We start from the raw sequence: 19,579 nt of genomic DNA on the forward strand, positions 1-19,579 counted from the left end.
AATATTTGTTTTTAAATACAGCAATAATTGCACAAATTGGTAACAGGCCCTCTAAGCTCAGAAAGGATTCGTCAAACCCTCCGCCTGCTTAGTATTGGCTTTTGCATATATAAAGTTGTATCAATGGTCTGATCTCATCACTGCGCTGGTACTTCAATTTATTGACATCCCGTCATCGCCGGCAACAGACGCTCCACTCACAGGGCTTTAAAACTAAAACCCTCCGGCAATGCGCTTTATGCCTGATTTTGATTTATGGCAATTAAAGCTTTCAGGGATCTTTAAAATACCCCTGACAACTATAAAACAGCATTTCTTAGGCGTCGGGTTATCCGGAATAAAAATATTTTTTATTTTTTTTATTCTAACAGACCAATATCAAAGAATAACATTTGAATAACACGCTATGGCAAAATAATCAGCAACTATTTTTCCAAGGCAATTTATATTTGCGTCTGTAGTTTAGAAACAAAAAACACTGGACCTTGATGTTATTCTGTTCGATATATCAGTAAATCAAATTATCCGATAATTATGCTCACTACTACACCAAAACACATCCAATTTTGCCAGGAGCTTGTTGATAAAATGGATGTGATGCTACAGGAAATTTCTGTCACCTCAGAGGATATGGAGATCTCATTTCAAAATTCGCCACAGAAAAGCCGTTTGGTATTGACCACCTCCCTGGAGGGTTTAAGAGCTTGTAGGGAGAACATCCTAAAAAAGCAAATCATATTACAGTGGTTGATGGAGAAGTTCCAGCACCGAAGCGACCTTAATGATGCGATCCCGGAAGCACTGCTCGCCTTTGAAAGCCTCGTCCATGGGGAGAACGCCAGGGCAGAAAGGATCATGGATGATTATTTTGATAGTTGAATTTGACGCTGAATGATCCGGTGCTATCCATATGGATCGGTGAAAGATTTTTGGGGTTAACAAACAATGGATGAAAGTCCTGCCCTTGATTCTTCTCGGGCTGGAAATATTTCAACCAGACGCCCGTGGATAGCCCATTTAACTGGATCCTGTTTTTTTTGAATAACAGTAGTATAACATTCTAAGAGTGCCCTATCTGTTGTTGTTTTTTCTTCGATCACCAAATTTTGAATCTTGTATCAATCCTGATTTTTTTGAAAAAATCCTAAATGATAAAATTGATCAACATGTTTTCTCCCTCAAAAGTATTGACCTGTTGTTTGGTCTTTTCGGTAAATCTGGTACATGCACAACTCCTGTGGAAAATTACAGGCAGTCAACTCCAGGGAACTTCCTATCTCTTCGGAACTACCGGTTCGCTGTGCAAAGACGAATTCTTTGTTCCAGCCAAAGTAACTGCTGCATTCAGGGAATCAGCAATTTTGTGTACAGAAATAGATATGTCCAAGCCTGAAGATCCCAAAAAACTGGAACCGCTACTCATGATTCCACAGGGCGACCCCTCATTGCATGACGGCATGGACAGCATAAAATTTGATGAATTACTCCGCTATTTCGCGGATTCCCTTTCTCTGGACCTGATCAAACTACAATGGGCTAAACCTTTGCTGGCAGCCACTATCGTTATCACGCGCGGGATTCCATGCAAACAGGCGGTATCAATAGAGAAAGAAATGATTGCCACTGCAATACGGGAGAAAAAATCAATTGTTGCCTTGGAAAATATTACCGATCAGGTTAAGATATATGATAGCATACCCGATATGGTAGAAGGGGAAATTTTGCTATCAAGGATCCGGAACATCAACAAAGGTAACGAAACCTATTTCCGTTCAGCACATGCCTATCGGCGGCAGGACCTGAATGAACTGGAAGCACTTTACGAAGCCTCCGAGGCTGAAAGGCCATACCGATCCTTGTTCCTCGCTGACCGGCACATCGCCTGGATACCCAAAATGAAAGCCCAACTAACCAAAGGAACAGTTTTCTTTGCTGTTGCTGCTGCTCATCTTGCAGGAGATAAGGGACTTATTCAGCTTTTGCGGAATGAAGGTTTTACGGTAGAACCGCTACCTGATTAATTTTTCAACTTTTGTATACTTACCCATTGCTCCACTTCAATTATATTTTTGATTAAAGTCCCCCTGTAAGTTGAGTCTTCTCCATCCGGTAATTCCATTGCCCATTTTTAAGTTTCAGCACATATGAACTTAACCTTTTTACAGGAAATACATCGATGCAGCGGATTGGTAAAGGATTTGGATGTACTTCTAAAAGAAATCCAGTTGCGTCTTATCCGGGTTGAGGAAGCCCTGGAAGCGGGTGATCCTCGATTTAAAAGTCCTCTGGATGAATTCAAACAGAACATGCTGCTTGCTTCCATAAACATCCACGGTATCCGCAAACGCATTCATGAACTCATCAACTTTTTGGATGACCTGCCCCAGCCATTGCCGGAAGCCCCTCATCAGTTTGAACAATTAGAAAATGAAGTGGATCTGGAGAAAAAGGAATTTGCCATGCTAAGTATCAGCTTTTACAAATTCATCACCACAGACTTAATTGAAATGTACAAATAACTGCAACAATGAACTTAACTTCTTGGTTGACAGATAACCGGCATCAGGACTTATCCCGGGCTGCTTTTATTAATGAGTTGATCTTTCATACAAATTTCCATAAAAGCCCGGCTCTTGATTCCTCTTTGGCCGGCCTCTTTTATCATTCCGTTGTTAGTTCACTGATCCTTTAAATCTGGTCAATAATTGCAATTCTATGAATAGCTATTTTAAAAGAGAGTACGATATAGGAAACAAAAATTAAAACTATTGAAACCCGATGATTTTGTATCTTATGTTTGAACTAAGAAAAAATGCCTATGCTTAGCCACAAAGACCGCATGACACAGGAAAAAGTAAAGAGCCAAGAAAGAACATTGAAAGCGATAGTTTCAATTACACTAAATGTTCCTGGTGCCCATTTTACTACGGAGAAACTGCTGGAAATTGTATTGCCGCAAACCGATCTTGTTTTCTTAAAATCCAGTGGTTTGAATCGGGCCATCTTAGCTCAACTAAATTTATTAATACAGAAAGGACAAATCTGTCCAGCCCATATTATAGGCATGCCCAGGGGATATTTACTCAATATGCCGATACCCATTGATTGAGACATTACTGTACCACCCCTGAGACGTATTTAAGGAAAACCTTCCTACCGTTTACTTAGGGTTAACAGTTTGCTGATTCAAATATGCTTTATTTGCTATCATTCACTTTCACCATCTTACTAAAACCAAGTCCTTATGGCCGTTACGCTACAAATCGCATTTAATTCACTCGCGGTTAAAGAATTTCAAATTATTAATCCCCAGGTATTGCCCGCTGAAGGGGAAATAGTCGATTTTAAATGGGACGACTTTATCACCGATCCGGGTGAATTGGAACTACTTGAAAATAATGATCAGACATTTGTATGCAGTATTGTCTTTAAATCCTATACAGCATCGGATGTAAAGATTATGGTTGTCCTCCACGAAGAACAGGAATATAACGCCCGTTTGTATAACTCCTGATCGGTCGAAAAATTTTGATCATTACAGGTTGAATAATCCCTTATGCGCTTTGATGGTTTTACTCATCCCCTCAAAATCAGGATACACCGAGTAGTCATTGATGTACAACATATTCAGATGCTCTAGTATGGATGCTTTACAATTTGCCGGAATTTGAATTCTGTGCAAATAATCCTTTGCCAATTCATCCATTGGTATTTCTGAGGTTCCATGGATTGTAAAACATCCATGCTGGTTATATATTCTGTCATTGGTAAAACATGCAACATACGGAAATGGTAATTCCAAATCCTTGGTGGCTAAATCGGCATACCCAAAAGTTTTCTCGATATACTTAGCAATGTGTTCATAATTCCAACCAGAGGCCAGCAAAGACCTGGCAGTAATGTTGATCTGGTGTATCTCAGGATGCACCCCTTTCTTCCCATTTATTGCTTTGGGCCAGTACTTCCATGTGTTAAGTATGACGATCTCCCCATTCGTAGCTTCTCCGGTTTTCTGATTTACATTATGCTTACAGGCAAAGAACAGCGCAGTTAACGGTGCTACTGACCAATCCAAAAGTCTTGTTGGTATCTCATAATGCTGCATTTCTACTAGTAGCTTATCTCGTTCGGTTTGGTAATTATAATCAACATGATGCCTGCGCCCATACTGCTTAAAATCTAAAAGCAACTCCTTTTCATCATAGCCATCCCCCCTAAGTACTGAAGGCCATAGCTGATATTCTAAATCAGCATGTCCTCTGAAAAAAAAGTGTTTTTTAGCATTTGTTTGCTTATATAAATCTTTTACCTCCGTTAAATATTCCTGAATACTTGAAATCTCCATTTTTTTTATTTGATCAGCCAAAATAATCTTTTTAGACCATGAATCACCTGCTTTATTAAAGCACCATCCTGTCCTGTTTTCTATAGCCTAATCAGGCCCTACCAGTTCTGTTTATAGGCAAAAATACCTCAGTAACAAACATCCTTTTTGTCCTGATAAAGTAGCTTCTTTTCTTTCAAACAGTAAACCCTCCCTTCCTTCCTGATTCCTTCACCCTTTATATCACCTCACCAGTTTTTTGCCTGCACTCATTTTTTGTTGTCCCTGGATAAAAAGAACAACAAAAATAAGGAAAGCGTTCAAAACATCACGGGAATGGCTGGCGGGAGCCAGCCACCCTTCGGGACTTGCCCGCGATTTATTTGCCCACTTCCCTTTTCGAATTTTTGTCTTTTTCCCACGGCCAAAAAAAATAGAGGCTGGGCAAAAAAAAAGGAAAGGACAAAAAAATTATTAACAATAAAAATTAAAAAGTTATGAAAACAGCAACAAAAAAAGTTAGCGAAAAAAAGGGAAGCCTCGTATTAACGGCGGTTGTTTCAAACGGTCAGGCAGAAAAACTAAATGACAATGCCGCAAAACCAAGCGGAGCAGACATCATCGAAAACGAATCAGCGGAGGCTGTGCCCACAGCTGCACAACCGGGAGTTAAAGCCGCTTTGCGTGCTAAACTGGGAACCGTAATCAGCGTGGAGGCCCTTAGCAAATGGGTGGAAGACATGAATTATCTAAAGGCCGGCCTTTCCAAATTAAAGGCAGGAGAAGAGCGGCTAAGAGGTTTTGAAATTAAAGTACGGGAAGAACCGGACAACACCGACCGGAATTACTGGACCGGTTGCACGTTGACCATCAAAGATGATAACGGTCAGGCTTATGAAGTAAAAAACCCGGTAGTCATTGCCGCCTGTGTAAAGTTTCTCTATGAAACCTTTGAAGAAAGAGCGCAGGAAATCGAAACCGAAATTCTGGAAAAGGCGAACAGTTACCCCTATTAATCTACGCAATCCCCCCAACCCGGGGGGATTGAATTCATTTCATTTTCTATTCACTTTTAAAAATTACAATCATGGCACATAATTTAAATTTCAATGCAGCTACAGGAAAATATAGTTTCTTTTCCGTTCAGGAAAAAGCATGGCATGGATTGGGTCAGATCGTTGCAGACTACCCCACCAGTGCAGAAGCATTAAGGTTTGCAGGACTGGATTTTGAAATTGCTAAATATCCACTGTATAGCAAATCTGAATCATTCGAAATCACCGACAGCGGGCTGTTAATACCTAGCAGGGAGATCAATGTACCTAACTATTACGCCAATGTAAGAACCGATAACAACAAGGTTTTAGGGGTAGTTGGGAAAGACTATGAAATTATACAAAACACAGATGCATTTTCTTTCTTTGATGCCATTGTCGGAGGTGGCGATGGGATAAAATACGAAACTGCGGGCGCGCTCGGCGATGGGGAAAGAGTATTCATTACCGCAAAACTTCCCGATTATATCCGTATCGGTGCAAGTAATGATGTTATTGAACAATACCTGTTTTTAACCACTTCCCACGATGGTAGCGGAAGTATTACTGTTGCATTTACCCCGGTGCGCATTGTGTGCGCCAATACTTTAAACGCTGCAATGCACTGCAATACTATGGCGCTACGTATACGCCATACGGCCAATGCAAAACAACGTTTGGAACAAGCACATAAAGTAATGGGCATGAGTTGCAAAAAATCGCAGGAGTTGTCTACAGTTTTCAACCAGTGGGCGAAAATTAGAATTACAGATCAGGAGGTTTTAAAACTGATCAAACTGGCGATGTGTCCAAACAAAGAAACTTTAGACAAGATTCAGGAAGGGCTTTTTGAGGAAACCTCCACAAATTTTAAAAATACCTGTAATGATGTTTTTGCCTATGGTGTGACCAGTGACACCCAATTGTTAGAAACCACAAAGGGTACCGTATTCGGCGCTTACAATGCCATAACCGGATACTATCAAAATGTATGTACTTATGCCAACAAGGAGGCTAAAATGAAATCTGTGCTTTTAGGTGGCCTCGCTCAAACAAGAACACAAAAAGCCTTCGACCTCTGTGCAGATTTTGTAAAGGACGGCGCAGGTATTTTCCAGTTCAACTGATCCTATTGTGCAGGTCACCAAATCGGCGGCCTGCTTTAAACCATTTATTCCATTTTAAATTTTACTATTATGACTACCATAAATAAAAAACTCAAAACTACAACCATCCATAACCGCAAGCCCCTTTCTAAAGTACAATCTAAAGAGACTGGTGGTTTACCGGAATTAACCGAAGGGATACACATGATTATTCCTACAAGTGCAATAGACCTTAGCCCCCGGAAAAACCGGACGTATATATCCCAACAGGCTGTAAAGGAACTCGGCGCCGACATTGCTGTTCACGGGGTGATTTCCTCCCTCACTGTGCGGCAAATGGCAACCGGACGTTATGAACTTGTTGCCGGGGAAAGGCGGTTCAGGGCTGCACAACTTATACAACTTGAATCCCTTCCTGTTGTGGTTAGAACTCTTACCGACCAACAGGCAAGAGAAATCCAACTTTCCGAAAACCTCCACCGGGAAGATCCGCACCCTTTAGATGAATCCAATGGCATCGCCATGCTTCAAAGTGAGGGCATGAGCATTGATGAAATTGTCTTGCGCCTGGGCAAATCAAAATCCTTTATTTACAACCGCATTAAACTGGCCCAACTTGCAGAAGAATTAAAAGAGCTTTTTTTTGCGGATAAAATTAACCTCTCTGAAGCTACAGAAATCGCTAACCTTTCCTCCGAATCTCAAAATGAGTTCTTTGTAAAATATTGCGGGAACTGGGAAGATGAAAGTTTTGCGTTAAGGCACTTTAAGGATATGCTCTCAAAATATAAGTATGATCTTACCCATGCACCATTCGATATTTCAGATTCGCAACTCATACCTAATGCCGGTCCCTGTGGCAGCTGCCCGTTTAATTCTGCCACCCTCCATTCACTTTTTCCTGAAATGGCGAAGCAGTCCAACTGCACAAATAAATCCTGCTATAAGAATAAATGTTTGGCGCATGCTGAAATTAGCTTGCGTGAATTGATAAATGAACATCAACCGGCTGCCATATTGGTTAGCGGCTCCCTTTCAGATGATCACCTGACCATCATTGAATCCATGCCCGAAACCATGCAGCTGCCACAATACAGCTATTACGAGGTAAAAATCATTCATCAGCCATCACCACCGGATGTAGAAGATTATACAGAATACCTCAACGAAGACGAAGAAGATCATGAACAGGAAGAAACTATCTTTGATCAGCAGGGTTATGATCAGGCCATGCAGGAATATGAAGGTGATTTATCAGCATATCAAGAAATGAAAAGTGCAAATGGTGTTATCAAGGCACTGCATTTTACAAACCGCAAGATCAACGCGGTACTCTTTACCCCTTTTGCTGCCAAAACTGAAGATGAGCAACCAAAGGTAACGGCCAAACAGGTACAGGAAGCCATTAAAGCAGGGACAGTTACCGCGGAATTGTTACAGGGTGAAATTCAACGCATTCAGGAAAGGGAGATAAGAGCAAAAGAAATTGACAGGGATAAAATTCAGCTCAAACTGCAGTCGCAATTTTCTGACGTACTTTCCACAAGCAGCATAAAAAAAATAAACACCCTCGCAGATATCACCGCCATTAGACTACTGGTTTATTTGTCTTTAGGGTACCAGGAGAGAATAACAATTGACAACACCCTATTTGCCGATATAGATTTAACCCGGATACCTCTATATGAGCGCCTATCAAACCTGACACCTGAACAATTCTGTTTGATGCTACGCAAGGCCATTGTGGGAAAGGCTGAAAGCAAAATTCCAAATACCATCATTGGGATCGCCCTATATGCGATGGCGAAAGATTCAGGCTTTAAGGTGGAAGCGATTGAGAAGGAACAGGCCCAAATTGAAAAGGATCGCCTGAAAAAATTAAAACCAAGAATCAAAGATTTGGAATCACGTATCAAAAGGCTAAGCGCCAAAATCAAAAAGCCGGATTAAAAAATTCGAAGGATAAGCACCCGCACCCAATTGGTGCGGGCAGCTTTCGAGGAAAGCCGTCCGGCTATAACTCTTCATCTACATAAAATTCAACATCATGCAAATCATAGACCTATACAACCATGCGATTACGGTTACAGATTTAGCGGATGCCCTAAAACAAGCAGCGGCATATAAAAATTACCGGTACACTGATGCAGCTTATGCTATCCATAACGCTGAAAGGAAACGGTATTGGACAGACCTGTACCAAAAGTTATTGGAATTAAAAAATGCTAAAAATTTATAATCATGCAAACGATATTAATGTTAACCTCTATGCGGGTGCAGTGGTATGCCAACATAGCTATTGTTTTGGGGCTGTTGCTTTACCTCGTATTGAGAATCACCATGCTGAACCGGATAATCAAGGGTTGCAAACCCCGTTCTGCCCTTTGGCTGCTGTGGCTCGGCCTACTCGAATGGCTCGCTACATGGCTTTACCGTCTGCTGATCATTTTGGGCCTTATCTTCCGTTTATTGGTTTGGTATACCAGTCACTAACGCCTGAAGGCTGAAGGAGATAATTGGGACTGCGTTGGCCGGAGCAAAAACCGGCTGCCGCCGCCTCCCTTAGCAGGGGGCGGTGGCAGCCGGTCAAAATCGGTGCTGCCCTGCGGCCAGCGTCTTTTTTTCAGAACCCTGCGGGTTCTGCTCATGGATGAATAGATCACTTTGATGCTTTTACCCTCGATTTAAGCCCTTCAATATGATTTATACACAAAGACCCATAAGTCAATAGATCATGACCGCACAAGGGTTCAAAAGCCGCTATTTTAGCAACTTAAGCTTCTCATAGAATGCTTTCAGTTCTGCCTTTTCCAGGCATTCTTTCACAAATGCATCCAGCTCTGTAGACATCCCTTTGGGAAAAAGTGAAAATAACTCTGATCCCTCCTTTAATGCCTGCTCTACCACCAGACAAAACAAAAGGACAATCTTCCGGTTTGCCCCTATTGGTAACTTTACATTCCCTGCCCATTCCTTTGTAGACAGCATCGTGTCGAACACGATAATTTTTTCATTTGTTGTCATCATACCGCACATTTAAATTTTCAATTTCACAAGGATAAAAGTAATTGTCCTGCATGGATTTAACCTATATAGAAAAAACCATAGGTTCCCTCTTTTTGCTGTAAAGCCCGTAGGTTTGTACTCCTGGATGATGTTGTGTGAACTTGAAAATGTGTATATGGAAAACATCAGTGAAAAATTTAATTGCAATTGGGCAAATCAATTTGACCTCGTAGACTACCTGTCTGCATTAGGACATGAACCCAAAAAAACAGTCGGAAACAATTATTGGTACTTATCCCCCTTGCGGGAGGAAAAGACACCTTCCTTCAAGGTTAACCGAAAGCTGAATGTCTGGTCAGATTTTGGTGATGACCAGATCCCCGCAGGAAAAAAAGTGGCAGGAGGCGACCTGGTTGCTTTTGGCACCCGCTACCACCACTGTACTGTCAGTGATTTTTTAACCCTGCTAAAAGACAAACAGGGCATGCCGATGTTTCCCATCTCCGTATTGACGCCGGTTCTCAATAAAGAGAAAGAAAGCGCCAAAATCATCGTGGTGAAGGATATCCCACTTGCGCACCCCGCCTTACTGGGATACCTCAGACAACGAAGGATTCCATTGGAAATTGCTAATACTTATTGTAAGGAGGTACATTACCTCAACCATGACCAACCCTATTTTTCTATTGGTTTTAAAAATGACGCCGGCGGCTTTGAACTCCGCAATGCCCATTTTAAGGGTTGCTCGTCTCCAAAACACTTTACGCACCTGCGCGGCCCTGAACAATCAACTGAAGTTTGCGTATTTGAAGGCTTCTTTAGTTTCCTCTCTTACCTCACCCTGGTGCCCCCGGCAGACCGGGAGAGAAAAGATATGCTCATCTTGAATAGTCTTTCTTTCTTTGAATCCGCCCGCACCATCATGGAAACCTATCCAGCTGTTAACCTCTATCTGGATCAGAACACCCAGGGCATAAAAAAAACTGCTTATGCCCGTTCACTGGACCCCAAACGCTATAGGGACAACAGTGAGGTGTATAAAGGCTATGATGATTTTAATCATCTGCTCTGCAACAGCAAAAAACTGAATACCAACAGGATCAAACTTTCCAGCTAACCCTGCATACAAACAAAGCAACTACAACAACGGCAGCGATGTGCTTCCAGTGGGATGTTACCCTCTTGTATACCCGGGCCAGGTTCAACGCTTCGCCAGAACCTGCCAGATGTTCGGTTGTCGGACAACCGGATTTTGACCACCCATACTCCGAAGTCGTGGGTGGTGATGGATTAGCCTTTAGGCAATTTGGATTGATGTGAAAATGATAATGTGATGATCAATAAAAACAACCGTACTAAGCGTGTATATATACGGCTTACTGAAGGGGAGTACCACCAGCTCCAGAAACAATTCAAAGGCACAACAGAGCATAAATTAAGTGCCTATGCCCGCAAAATGATCTTGCAGAAACCACTGATTGCTGGCTATAGAAACCTAACAGCAGAGGCCTTAATGATTGAATTTGCTCGCTTGATTAAGGACCTCAATGGGGTCGCTAACAACTTTAACCAGGCCGTACATGTCCTGCATACCCTGCAACATCCAGCGCAGTTTTCCAAATGGTTACAGACCTACCAGCAGGAGAAAAACATACTACTGAGGGATATACAATCCATCCGGGATTTCATCAATAAAACTGCCGGCATATGGTTGCAATCATAAAACCAGGTCAATCCATTCGTCGGGTGTTTTATTACAATGAGAATAAACTCAGCGCCTTTTTCATTAACGATAAAGGCGAAAAAAAGCCTTGCGCAACCTTGCTTATGGCAGGTAACTACCCTATGGATTTGGAGCAGACAAGGGAAAAACACCGGTTGAATATGCTGTTAAAAACGGCAGAAAAAAGACCAAGTGTAACGTCACCCAGCCTGCATATTTCACTGAATTTCGCCCCAAAGGAAGAACATCCTGAAACCTTATTGAAGCAGATCGCAGCAGAGTATATGGACGCCATCGGTCTTGGTGAACAGCCCTACCTGGTCTATCAACACCATGATGCCGGCCATCCTCACATGCATATTGTTACCCTTCGGGTAAGGCCAGATGGCACCACAATTGACACTTATAATATTGGCAAAAAAAAGTCTGAACCCGCCAGAGAAAAGCTAGAAGAAAAGTACAATCTGGTTCGAGCGAAAGACCACAAGCGAAATGTTTTTCGCCTACCTGCGGTAAATGTGGGAAAGGTTTTATACGGAAAATCTGAAACCAAAAAATCCATCACAAACGTGCTGGACTGGGTGTTAACCCGGTATAAATATTCCTCTCTTGCTGCACTGAATGCCTTGCTGAAAGGATACAATATCTGTGCTGACCGGGGTGCTGAACAGTCGCGGATCTTTATCAAAAAAGGTCTGCTTTACCGTCTGCTGGATGCCGAGGGTAAGCCTGTCGGAGTACCTATTCCGGCCAGCCATATTTATTCCAAACCAACCCTGAAAAAACTGGAGGAGCATTTTCAAAGTTGCCCGGCCTTTACACCAAAAGAAAGGGCAAGGGTGAAGAATGCGATTGATCTGCACCTGAAAAAGATCCCTGATTCCAATCTCGATCTGCTGGAGAAGGCACTCCTGAAACAGAACATCCGTATGGTACTAAGAACCAATGCTCAGGGCCAGATCTACGGGATTACTTATGTAGACCATACCAGTAAATGTATCCTTAATGGAAGTGACCTGGGCAAGGCATACAGCGCCAATGCCATCCAAAACCGATGTAAAAACCCCCGAACAATACAGAAAGCCGCTTTTCCTACAGTAGCAACTTCAGGGGAATCGTATAGCTCATCTGAGAGCCATACAGATAGTTTGTTTGAACTGCTGATGCAACCTGAAAATGTTTATGAGCCGCTCCCTTACCAGCTCAAAAGAAGAAAAAAAAGAAAAAAGTAATAGTAAACGAAAACCTTTAAACCCAATGTGCGATGTCCGAAACAGGTGAAAATGAACAAGCGTTAAGAAAGATACTTGACATGACAAGGCTCATCAGTATCGTCTTATTGATTCTACATTGTTATTATTATCTATACACGGCCTTTCAAAGCTGGCAGTTAATTACCGCCTTCACGGATCGCTTACTGGCTAACATTCTAAAGACGGGTTTATACAGTTTCTTTCATAAATCAAAGTTGCTGGCGCTGTGTTTCTTGGCCATTTCCCTCTTTGGCACAAAGGGTAAAAAAAGTGAAACACTGACCATGCGCAAAGCACTCCTCCACATCTTCGCCGGTCTTTTAATTTATTTCGGATCTTATTTTCTGCTGTTTTTGAAATGGGAAAGCACTTCCATCGCCGCAGCTTATATCCTTGCCAATGCCACAGGTTTTATCCTGATGATCACCGGTGGCACTTGGTTTTCACGGATCATAAAAGAGAGGCTTACCGACGACATTTTTAATGAAGAAAACGAAACTTTTCCGCAGGAGGTCAGGCTCATTGAGAATGAATTCTCCATCAATTTACCAACACTTTTTAATTACAAAGGCAAGAAAGTTAAAGGATATATTAACGTAATTTCTCCCCAAAGAGGCGTGATTGTACAGGGCTCCGCGGGGTCCGGAAAAACTGCATTTTTTTTGAGGCATGTCGTAACCCAATGCCTGGGTAAATCAAGTCCCTTTTCCGCTCTGGTGTATGATTTCAAGTTCCCCGATTTGTCGTTGATTGCCTTCAATCATTGGCTTAAAAACAAGCATAAATACCAGCGAAAATCCGATTGTTATTTCATCAACTTCGATGATCTAAGCCGTACCCATAGGGGTAATGTATTCGATCCCAAAGGCATGACGGACCTCACCGATGCAAGTGAATCTGCCCGTACTATTTTACTGGGATTAAACAAGGAGTGGAGCCGTAAGCAAGGGGATTTTTTCGTCGAGTCTGGAATTAATTTTGTAACGGCGATCATTTGGTTTCTTCGAAAATATCAGGACGGAAAATATTGCACCCTCCCACATGCCCTGGAACTTCTACAGGTCGGATACGATGAGCTTTTCTCCGTTATGCGCCTGGAGCCAACCATTTCAGCCCTTTTATCACCGTTTTTAAAAGCCTACGAAGCGGATGTGATGGAGCAACTCGAAGGACAGATTGCCTCTGCAAAAATCGCACTCGCCCGCTTGACCTCACCTCAATTGTATTATGTTTTATCAGGTGATGATTTCTCCCTGGACATCAATAATCCGGAACATCCGGTGGTGCTTTGCATGGGCAACAACCCTCAAAAAATCATGACCTATGGCGCAGTACTTTCCCTCTATGCCAACCGCATCCTGAAGATCATTAACCAGAAAAATAAAGTGAAGTGCGCACTGATCTTCGATGAATGGCCGACTTTAAATTTGGATCTTAATACTGTCGTCAGTACCGGTAGGCAAAACGGGGTATCTACCTTTATCGGACTCCAGGAGGTGGCGCAGGTAAGGAAGGAATACGGCAAGGAAAGTGCCGATGTCATCGTCAATATGGTGGGCAACATCATCTCCGGACAGGTTTCCGGGGATAGCGCAAAGCAGCTCAGCGAGCGGATCGGAAAGATCAACCAGGACCGCACCAGTATGAGCATCAACCGAACGGACACCTCCCTCAGCAAAAGCAAACAACTGGAATATGCCGTTCCTGCATCTAAAATCTCCAGCCTTTCCAGTGGTGAGTTCGTGGGCATGGTAGCTGATACCCCCCAGCAAAAAATCGAATATAAAGCCTTTCATTGTGAGATTGTAAATGACTTCGATGTCATTAATCAGGAAGAAGCAGCTTATAAACCTATTCCTGTTATCCGGCAGGTCACCCAGGCCATGATTGATGAAAACTTCATGCGCATCAAACAGGAAGTACAGGACATAGTGGCTTCAGAAATCGAGCGAATGCTGGCTGATCCTGAGCTGGAAGGGTTAATCATTAAAAAATAAGGTTTGGTTTTTTGTTCATTTTGTCCGATTATACCATTGGTTGGGTATGTGACCTCTCCTTACTGGAAACAAAATGGACGATCAGTTACCTGTGAAAATTTCCATACCCAATTATTGTCATAAACCTTTCAGACTACCGACTTACACTTCAGACCTGTAATCATACAGCGTTCCAGGACGCATTTGTATTATGGATTTCAATGTTTGTATAGGTAGAAACCAGATAAAAATCCGGCTCCGTTTTTTAATCTTCAACTATAGCTTGGACCTGATGAAAATCCAGTCCAGGCATACCTATGAAAATAATTTTTCAGGACATCGTGTGTCAATGAAACTGAACTTAATGCCTATGGCGTTTATGCCGCCCCCGCTTTGCTTCCTTGGTTAAGGCTTGGAAGTACTCCATTAAATCTGTTTTTAATGTCCTTTCATCCGATATGGTGTGACGTTCTACATTTCCCAGTATATAGTTCCAACGTGTTATATTATGCATAACCTTTGGAGTGATTGAACCCGCATTTATTCCACTACTAAGCATAAAACCCTTTATATCGGGAACCCCTGAAAAATCTAATCCGTCTTTGGTAGCCACTAATCCTAACATTTTTGTAAACATGATCAGCTGGTCGATGAGTTGTTTTGTTGAACTAAATTGGGCTCCATTGTCGGAAGCTTCCAGTGTATCTGTTTCCTCGAGTTTATTGTACAGAATACTCAAATTTTGCGGCGGATTTAACAATATGCCAATTGCTACATTGACTTGTGTGTCACAACCATACGCTTCTCTATAGTTAATGGATCTGGGAACAAATTGCGAAGCAAAACAATCTCGAATCGTATCCAGCAAATCCTCTTCCCCACGAATGGCTAAATACCCGCATTGCTCTCCTGTAAAATTACTGCCTTCCTTAGTTTTTATCGTGGATGATGACTTTACCGCCACAGTGGCCAGGACATCTTTATCAATCAATTCCCGATAAGCACTTCTGATTTCGGTGTTCAGCGGGTGTGGGAAATGTCCCTGAAGGATCTCATTGCGGATGCTGTCACTTGCTTGTTTCAGGCTGTAGGGATTTTGATAATTAATCCTGGCAAGTGCCGCTTCAATTTTATCATTCAGTCGATTTTGGTGGCAGTAGGCCCTGAAGCCAACCGTGCTGATTACAAACCCCCTGGGTACCTGGATGTCTAATTCACTGAGATGAGTAGTAATCTCGCCAAGGACTGCTGTTTTGTAACCAACCCGGGAATGGTCTGTCAGCCTTACAGCTGATAAGGGCATAATGTTTTGATGCATAATTATCGATTTTAGAGATGTAATTGGAATGAGATTTTAATCAAATTCCTATGATTGAAAACATGGCTCGTACTGTTTAATTGGAATGACTATACAGTAACTATATTTTCAAAATATCGAAATGCGAAGGTATCGGTCCAAGTTGAATTCAACTTTCAGATAGATTCGATAACACTAATTGCTAAATGGATAATGCACCATGATTCGTTATTCAGAATCGATATTTACTGAATAAATTTAAATTGGCTATTATCTCTCAATGAAAGTTGTCGAAATCTTATACCTATGGAAATGCTGCATTTAATGCACAATTGAAGGAAACTCATCGTCAATAGACGTAGTATATAGGACAAACTGTTTTCCGTAGCAGCTTTGGGGGAGCGCAGTTGAAATGTTTATTCAATACCATTATTTCTGAGAAAGGAAAGTATTACCATTCTGAGCAGCTCATTGATTTGGTGTTGATGTAAGCTAGCTAACAGTAATCGTCAATGGATTCTCCCCCAGTCCATTCCAGACCTTGTGCAAGACTATATTGTTTTTCTGCTCCTTCCTGCGTAAAGAAAGTACCAAGGCTCGTATGCACAAACAGGCCATTTTCATAAGTAATTTCTGCAAGTGCCCAAGGCTTGACTACGTTTTTACTTGCAGATTCAGCTATTACATAAAGCGTTTGACGGTCTTCCGATAATACACTCTTTGATAACAATGAGGAATAATTATCATTGCGGCAGAATACCGAACCTAATTTTAATTCTTCGGCATAGGCTGTAATTGGATCTTCGGTATATTCCTGCGGACAGCACGGAAATTCGGAAAGTAGCTTCCAATTACGTTGTGCTGCATTCAGGGGCTTCGCTATTTTTATCTCGAGGGCTTCTGGAATTGTTTCAACACGCTGATTTAGCCATGTAGTCCGGTTAAATATCCATCTGTCCAAAGACCCACCAGACGGATGTTGACCAATCGCGGCCCAAGCTAACAATCGTTCATAACTTATTTGTGCGTCTTGGGCGCTAACTGTACGCATCCATTTGAAGTTAGACTCCTGAAATGCATCACGAAATTTTGCAGGATCAGCAAGAAATGCTTCCACGCTACCACAGACTATTGCAATGCGTCTTGCTGTGATTGGGTTAAGTAACACATTTTCCAACCTGGTAACCCATCTAAGGTTTTCGCATCGATTATTCCGCTTGTTTGTATCTATATGGTCAACAACGTGCCATTCTGTTGGCGGTACTCCGTGGAATGCAGTTGCCACTATTCTATGAACGGATACACAGGCAATTTCCATATAGCCATTTTTGGCATTTGGCTTTCCAAAAGTCCATTGACCGTCAGTTGGACGTAGCCGGTTGCCAACTCGAGGATGTCGCAATATTGCGCCATTATCACGTACTGAATATCGTTCTTCTTTGTAAGTACAATCTACTTCTCCGGAGAAATCATGCTGAGGTTTAAGGTGTGTCATTGTTTTACTTCTTATGTCCTTTGGCTGGCAAATTGCGTATTGGCGCAAGGCACTCACGTATAAAAATATATTTCTGATTTTTATTTCTGACTAATTTATAAAAAATCAAATTTCCGTTGGTTAAATTCCATATTGTTTCTTACATACCGGAGAAAAATGCCGTGTTTTTTAAACCAATTTCCATATATACTTCCTGTACTTATTCCAGGAAATAAATGCATTCAGTCGTCTTATTCAGCTCGGCATCTACCAGTGATAAAGAAGTCCTTTTCCTTAAGTAAGAAAGGAAGATCATGACGAAAATGATAGAGTCTCCACGGTTCATTCCAGTACTATAGTATCCAGGTTCTATAAGCAAAACATCCCCGTCGGGGAGTAAGATGGCCTCCTCAAAGCCCATAAAAATGTTCCCCAGGAAGACTGCAGCAGACAAGAATCGTCCCTCCCTGCTTTTCAATGCCTTTGTCATGTTTTCATCCCACAACATATAGACATATTGTGTACCCCCGGTATCATCGTCCAGCAACACTATTCCTGATTCTGCGGGAATATCTGCTGTAAAAAAATTTGCAAATTCCTCGTTCCTGTAAAGATCATCACCGTTAATTTTATGCAGTAATGATGTTGATAGCAGATAATTCTTATGTCGTTTATCAATTTTCTTGTCCGCCGCCAAAGTGTTGATCGTCCTGAAACAGGTAAAAATCTCCTGTATGCTTAGCTTGGACTTAAAATATATTTCCGCTTCTTCTTTTAAGGATTCAATCGGTAATTCCTCCGGTGTATTGTAACTGTCAAAACTTAAATACAGCAAAAATGGGAATTTTGTATACGTAATGTAGTTCATGAAAATGATCTCAATAAAAGTTATTAGAATACATTCTAGTAGATGAATACACTTTGATATGGGATGAACAAACAGCTATAGGGATTGTCCGATGGGCTGTTGAACGTAGATTTAAATTACTGCACTTTTGGATTTAATCAAAATTATTTATTCGGATCAGGCCATACCCCGGGGCGGATTATTCCTAAAGCCGCTACACAGTAAAGTCCAAAATACCACACGCACTCATCTGTTTTTTCATATATATTTATTAATTCTGCGATTGATCTGCAATGAAATCAAGCAATTCATAATACTAATATATTTAGTTTTAAAATGCTAAAATAATTAGTATAATTGCATCGAAACGAAAGACAATCCAAAAATGGAAGGAAATAGGAACATAGTGCATTTGGATCTCGACTCGTTTTTTGTATCAGTAGAGCGACTGAAAAATTCAAAACTGCATGGGATGCCGCTAATTGTTGGTGGTGGTGAGCGCGGAGTGGTTGCCGCCTGTAGCTATGAAGCCCGGAAATTTGGGGTGCATTCCGCAATGCCTATCCGACAAGCAAAATACCTTTGCCCCCAGGCCATCATAATTTCCGGTGATTATGATGAGTACAGTAAGTATTCTACTCTGGTCACTGACATCATCAGGGATAGGGTTCCCTTATTGGAAAAAGCCAGCATTGACGAGTTTTACGCAGACCTGTCCGGCATGGACCGGTTTTTCAACCTGCCCAGTTTTATCGTCGAGTTAAAAAATGAAATCGTTAAGCATTCGGGGCTGCCGATCAGTTACGCACTGGCGACAAACAAACTTGTCGGAAAAATCGCGACCAACGAAGTAAAACCCAACGGGCAAATTACCATTGCTCCAGGTCAGGAACGTGCTTATGTTGCACCATTGAATACACGCAAAATGCCCGGCATAGGAGAGAAAACAAATCTTGTGCTGTATAAGATGGGTATCCGGACTTTTGAGGTGCTTGCACAAATGCCGGAAAATATGCTGGTTGCCCGCTTTGGCAAAGCCGGTGGGGCGCTTTCCCTTCGTGCCCGGGGAATTGATGCCTCCGAGGTTATTCCCTATTCCGAACAAAAAAGCATCAGTACCGAAAACACCTTCCAGGCCGATACCATGAATATGGAATTCCTCCACATCACCATTGTCAACATGGTGGAGAAAATCGGTTTCGAGCTGCGCAAGCAGGAAAAACTAACCGGTTGTATCGCTGTTAAAATCCGCTACAGTGACTTCAATACCGTTTCAAAACAGAGGAAAATACACTATACCAACGCAGACCATCTGCTGATTGCAACAGCCAAAGAGCTTTTTCAACAGCTGTATGAAAAGCGCGTCATGATCAGGTTACTGGGTATAAAATTTACCGACCTGGTTCAGGGTACCCATCAAATTGATCTTTTTACGGATACGGCTACGGATATACAGCTGTACCAGGCTATTGATTACCTCAAGAAAAAATATGGTGCCGGGGCAGTCATGCGGGCCTCCGGCATATAACAACGATTACC

At 41.9% G+C, this 19,579-nt stretch carries 20 protein-coding genes; 15 read left to right on the plus strand and 5 right to left on the minus strand.

From position 1 onward, the window contains the following. Positions 1 to 534 precede the first annotated feature (534 nt). The 5 genes from ABQ275_RS14140 to ABQ275_RS14160 all read left to right on the plus strand — a co-directional run bounded on the left by ABQ275_RS14140 (position 535) and on the right by ABQ275_RS14160 (position 3,514). Positions 535 to 879, plus strand: coding sequence for a hypothetical protein (locus ABQ275_RS14140; protein WP_349313789.1), 345 nt, complete (start codon positions 535 to 537; stop codon positions 877 to 879). 269 nt (positions 880 to 1,148) lie between these two features. Continuing rightward, positions 1,149 to 2,021 (plus strand): TraB/GumN family protein, encoded by an 873-nt coding sequence (locus ABQ275_RS14145; RefSeq protein WP_349313790.1) that lies wholly within the window; start codon positions 1,149 to 1,151, stop codon positions 2,019 to 2,021. Positions 2,022 to 2,144: 123 nt separating this feature from the next. Next, positions 2,145 to 2,519, plus strand: coding sequence for a hypothetical protein (locus ABQ275_RS14150; RefSeq protein WP_349313791.1), 375 nt, complete (start codon positions 2,145 to 2,147; stop codon positions 2,517 to 2,519). Positions 2,520 to 2,818: 299 nt separating this feature from the next. Next, entirely contained in the window at positions 2,819 to 3,109 is a 291-nt protein-coding gene (locus ABQ275_RS14155; protein ID WP_349313792.1) for a hypothetical protein, read from the plus strand. Positions 3,110 to 3,244: 135 nt separating this feature from the next. Further along, a complete protein-coding gene (locus ABQ275_RS14160; protein WP_349313793.1) occupies positions 3,245 to 3,514 on the plus strand; it encodes a hypothetical protein in 270 nt (89 codons plus the stop codon). Positions 3,515 to 3,535: 21 nt separating this feature from the next. Here the strand turns inward: ABQ275_RS14160 and ABQ275_RS14165 are convergent, their stop codons facing one another. Continuing rightward, positions 3,536 to 4,366 carry an FRG domain-containing protein gene (locus tag ABQ275_RS14165; protein WP_349313794.1) on the minus strand — a complete coding sequence of 277 codons (831 nt, stop codon included), beginning with the start codon at positions 4,364 to 4,366 and terminating at the stop codon, positions 3,536 to 3,538. Positions 4,367 to 4,821: 455 nt separating this feature from the next. Here ABQ275_RS14165 and ABQ275_RS14170 point away from each other — a divergent pair, with 455 nt between their 5' ends. The 5 genes from ABQ275_RS14170 (at position 4,822) to ABQ275_RS14190 (ending at position 8,957) form a co-directional block, all read left to right on the plus strand. Next, the gene (locus tag ABQ275_RS14170; protein WP_349313795.1) at positions 4,822 to 5,340 is read left to right on the plus strand and encodes a hypothetical protein; all 519 of its coding nucleotides are present in this window, start codon (positions 4,822 to 4,824) and stop codon (positions 5,338 to 5,340) included. 71 nt (positions 5,341 to 5,411) lie between these two features. Then, positions 5,412 to 6,485 carry a DUF932 domain-containing protein gene (locus tag ABQ275_RS14175; protein ID WP_349313796.1) on the plus strand — a complete coding sequence of 358 codons (1,074 nt, stop codon included), beginning with the start codon at positions 5,412 to 5,414 and terminating at the stop codon, positions 6,483 to 6,485. A 69-nt stretch (positions 6,486 to 6,554) separates the two neighbouring features. After that, positions 6,555 to 8,414 (plus strand): ParB/RepB/Spo0J family partition protein, encoded by a 1,860-nt coding sequence (locus ABQ275_RS14180; protein WP_349313797.1) that lies wholly within the window; start codon positions 6,555 to 6,557, stop codon positions 8,412 to 8,414. A 97-nt stretch (positions 8,415 to 8,511) separates the two neighbouring features. Further along, positions 8,512 to 8,703, plus strand: coding sequence for a hypothetical protein (locus ABQ275_RS14185; protein ID WP_349313798.1), 192 nt, complete (start codon positions 8,512 to 8,514; stop codon positions 8,701 to 8,703). 2 nt (positions 8,704 to 8,705) lie between these two features. Then, positions 8,706 to 8,957, plus strand: a complete 252-nt coding sequence (locus ABQ275_RS14190; protein ID WP_349313799.1) for a hypothetical protein — start codon at positions 8,706 to 8,708, stop codon at positions 8,955 to 8,957. A gap of 267 nt (positions 8,958 to 9,224) precedes the next feature. Here the strand turns inward: ABQ275_RS14190 and ABQ275_RS14195 are convergent, their stop codons facing one another. Continuing rightward, positions 9,225 to 9,491 (minus strand): hypothetical protein, encoded by a 267-nt coding sequence (locus tag ABQ275_RS14195; RefSeq protein ID WP_349313800.1) that lies wholly within the window; start codon positions 9,489 to 9,491, stop codon positions 9,225 to 9,227. Between the two features lie 154 nt (positions 9,492 to 9,645). Between ABQ275_RS14195 and ABQ275_RS14200 the strand changes: the two genes are divergently transcribed. The 4 genes from ABQ275_RS14200 (at position 9,646) to mobC (ending at position 14,443) form a co-directional block, all read left to right on the plus strand. Then, positions 9,646 to 10,587 (plus strand): toprim domain-containing protein, encoded by a 942-nt coding sequence (locus ABQ275_RS14200; protein WP_349313801.1) that lies wholly within the window; start codon positions 9,646 to 9,648, stop codon positions 10,585 to 10,587. Positions 10,588 to 10,803: 216 nt separating this feature from the next. Further along, positions 10,804 to 11,193, plus strand: a complete 390-nt coding sequence (locus tag ABQ275_RS14205; protein WP_349313802.1) for a plasmid mobilization protein — start codon at positions 10,804 to 10,806, stop codon at positions 11,191 to 11,193. After that, positions 11,178 to 12,425, plus strand: coding sequence for a relaxase/mobilization nuclease domain-containing protein (locus ABQ275_RS14210; RefSeq protein WP_349313803.1), 1,248 nt, complete (start codon positions 11,178 to 11,180; stop codon positions 12,423 to 12,425). Before ABQ275_RS14205 ends, ABQ275_RS14210 begins: the two co-directional genes overlap by 16 nt. A 32-nt stretch (positions 12,426 to 12,457) precedes the next feature. Further along, positions 12,458 to 14,443 (plus strand): conjugal transfer protein MobC, encoded by a 1,986-nt coding sequence (gene mobC / locus ABQ275_RS14215; protein WP_349313804.1) that lies wholly within the window; start codon positions 12,458 to 12,460, stop codon positions 14,441 to 14,443. A 340-nt stretch (positions 14,444 to 14,783) separates the two neighbouring features. Here the strand turns inward: mobC and ABQ275_RS14220 are convergent, their stop codons facing one another. From ABQ275_RS14220 to ABQ275_RS14230, 3 genes are all read right to left on the minus strand, one after another. Further along, on the minus strand, positions 14,784 to 15,740 hold the full coding sequence (locus ABQ275_RS14220; protein WP_349313805.1) for a PEP/pyruvate-binding domain-containing protein: 957 nt from the start codon (positions 15,738 to 15,740) through the stop codon (positions 14,784 to 14,786). 475 nt (positions 15,741 to 16,215) lie between these two features. Next, positions 16,216 to 17,214 (minus strand): HNH endonuclease signature motif containing protein, encoded by a 999-nt coding sequence (locus ABQ275_RS14225; RefSeq protein ID WP_349313806.1) that lies wholly within the window; start codon positions 17,212 to 17,214, stop codon positions 16,216 to 16,218. Between the two features lie 199 nt (positions 17,215 to 17,413). Beyond that, positions 17,414 to 18,028 (minus strand): hypothetical protein, encoded by a 615-nt coding sequence (locus tag ABQ275_RS14230; protein WP_349313807.1) that lies wholly within the window; start codon positions 18,026 to 18,028, stop codon positions 17,414 to 17,416. Positions 18,029 to 18,425: 397 nt separating this feature from the next. Between ABQ275_RS14230 and dinB the strand changes: the two genes are divergently transcribed. Next, a complete protein-coding gene (dinB, locus tag ABQ275_RS14235; RefSeq protein ID WP_349313808.1) occupies positions 18,426 to 19,568 on the plus strand; it encodes a DNA polymerase IV in 1,143 nt (380 codons plus the stop codon). The last annotated feature ends 11 nt before the right edge of the window (positions 19,569 to 19,579 follow it).

Origin of the sequence: Chitinophaga sp. MM2321 (assembly GCF_964033635.1) — a bacterium.
In the GTDB taxonomy this organism is placed as follows: domain Bacteria; phylum Bacteroidota; class Bacteroidia; order Chitinophagales; family Chitinophagaceae; genus Chitinophaga.

Bases quoted from the DNA above. Each gene is read 5' to 3' on its own strand.
- ABQ275_RS14140 (WP_349313789.1), top strand. From the start codon at position 535: ATGCTCACTACTACACCAAAACACATCCAATTTTGCCAGGAGCTTGTT.
- ABQ275_RS14145 (WP_349313790.1), top strand. From the start codon at position 1,149: ATGATAAAATTGATCAACATGTTTTCTCCCTCAAAAGTATTGACCTGT.
- ABQ275_RS14150 (WP_349313791.1), top strand. From the start codon at position 2,145: ATGAACTTAACCTTTTTACAGGAAATACATCGATGCAGCGGATTGGTA.
- ABQ275_RS14155 (WP_349313792.1), top strand. From the start codon at position 2,819: ATGCTTAGCCACAAAGACCGCATGACACAGGAAAAAGTAAAGAGCCAA.
- ABQ275_RS14160 (WP_349313793.1), top strand. From the start codon at position 3,245: ATGGCCGTTACGCTACAAATCGCATTTAATTCACTCGCGGTTAAAGAA.
- ABQ275_RS14170 (WP_349313795.1), top strand. From the start codon at position 4,822: ATGAAAACAGCAACAAAAAAAGTTAGCGAAAAAAAGGGAAGCCTCGTA.
- ABQ275_RS14175 (WP_349313796.1), top strand. From the start codon at position 5,412: ATGGCACATAATTTAAATTTCAATGCAGCTACAGGAAAATATAGTTTC.
- ABQ275_RS14180 (WP_349313797.1), top strand. From the start codon at position 6,555: ATGACTACCATAAATAAAAAACTCAAAACTACAACCATCCATAACCGC.
- ABQ275_RS14185 (WP_349313798.1), top strand. From the start codon at position 8,512: ATGCAAATCATAGACCTATACAACCATGCGATTACGGTTACAGATTTA.
- ABQ275_RS14190 (WP_349313799.1), top strand. From the start codon at position 8,706: ATGCAAACGATATTAATGTTAACCTCTATGCGGGTGCAGTGGTATGCC.
- ABQ275_RS14195 (WP_349313800.1), bottom strand. From the start codon at position 9,491: ATGATGACAACAAATGAAAAAATTATCGTGTTCGACACGATGCTGTCT.
- ABQ275_RS14200 (WP_349313801.1), top strand. From the start codon at position 9,646: ATGGAAAACATCAGTGAAAAATTTAATTGCAATTGGGCAAATCAATTT.
- ABQ275_RS14205 (WP_349313802.1), top strand. From the start codon at position 10,804: ATGATCAATAAAAACAACCGTACTAAGCGTGTATATATACGGCTTACT.
- ABQ275_RS14210 (WP_349313803.1), top strand. From the start codon at position 11,178: ATGGTTGCAATCATAAAACCAGGTCAATCCATTCGTCGGGTGTTTTAT.
- mobC (WP_349313804.1), top strand. From the start codon at position 12,458: ATGTCCGAAACAGGTGAAAATGAACAAGCGTTAAGAAAGATACTTGAC.
- ABQ275_RS14220 (WP_349313805.1), bottom strand. From the start codon at position 15,740: ATGCATCAAAACATTATGCCCTTATCAGCTGTAAGGCTGACAGACCAT.
- ABQ275_RS14225 (WP_349313806.1), bottom strand. From the start codon at position 17,214: ATGACACACCTTAAACCTCAGCATGATTTCTCCGGAGAAGTAGATTGT.
- dinB (WP_349313808.1), top strand. From the start codon at position 18,426: ATGGAAGGAAATAGGAACATAGTGCATTTGGATCTCGACTCGTTTTTT.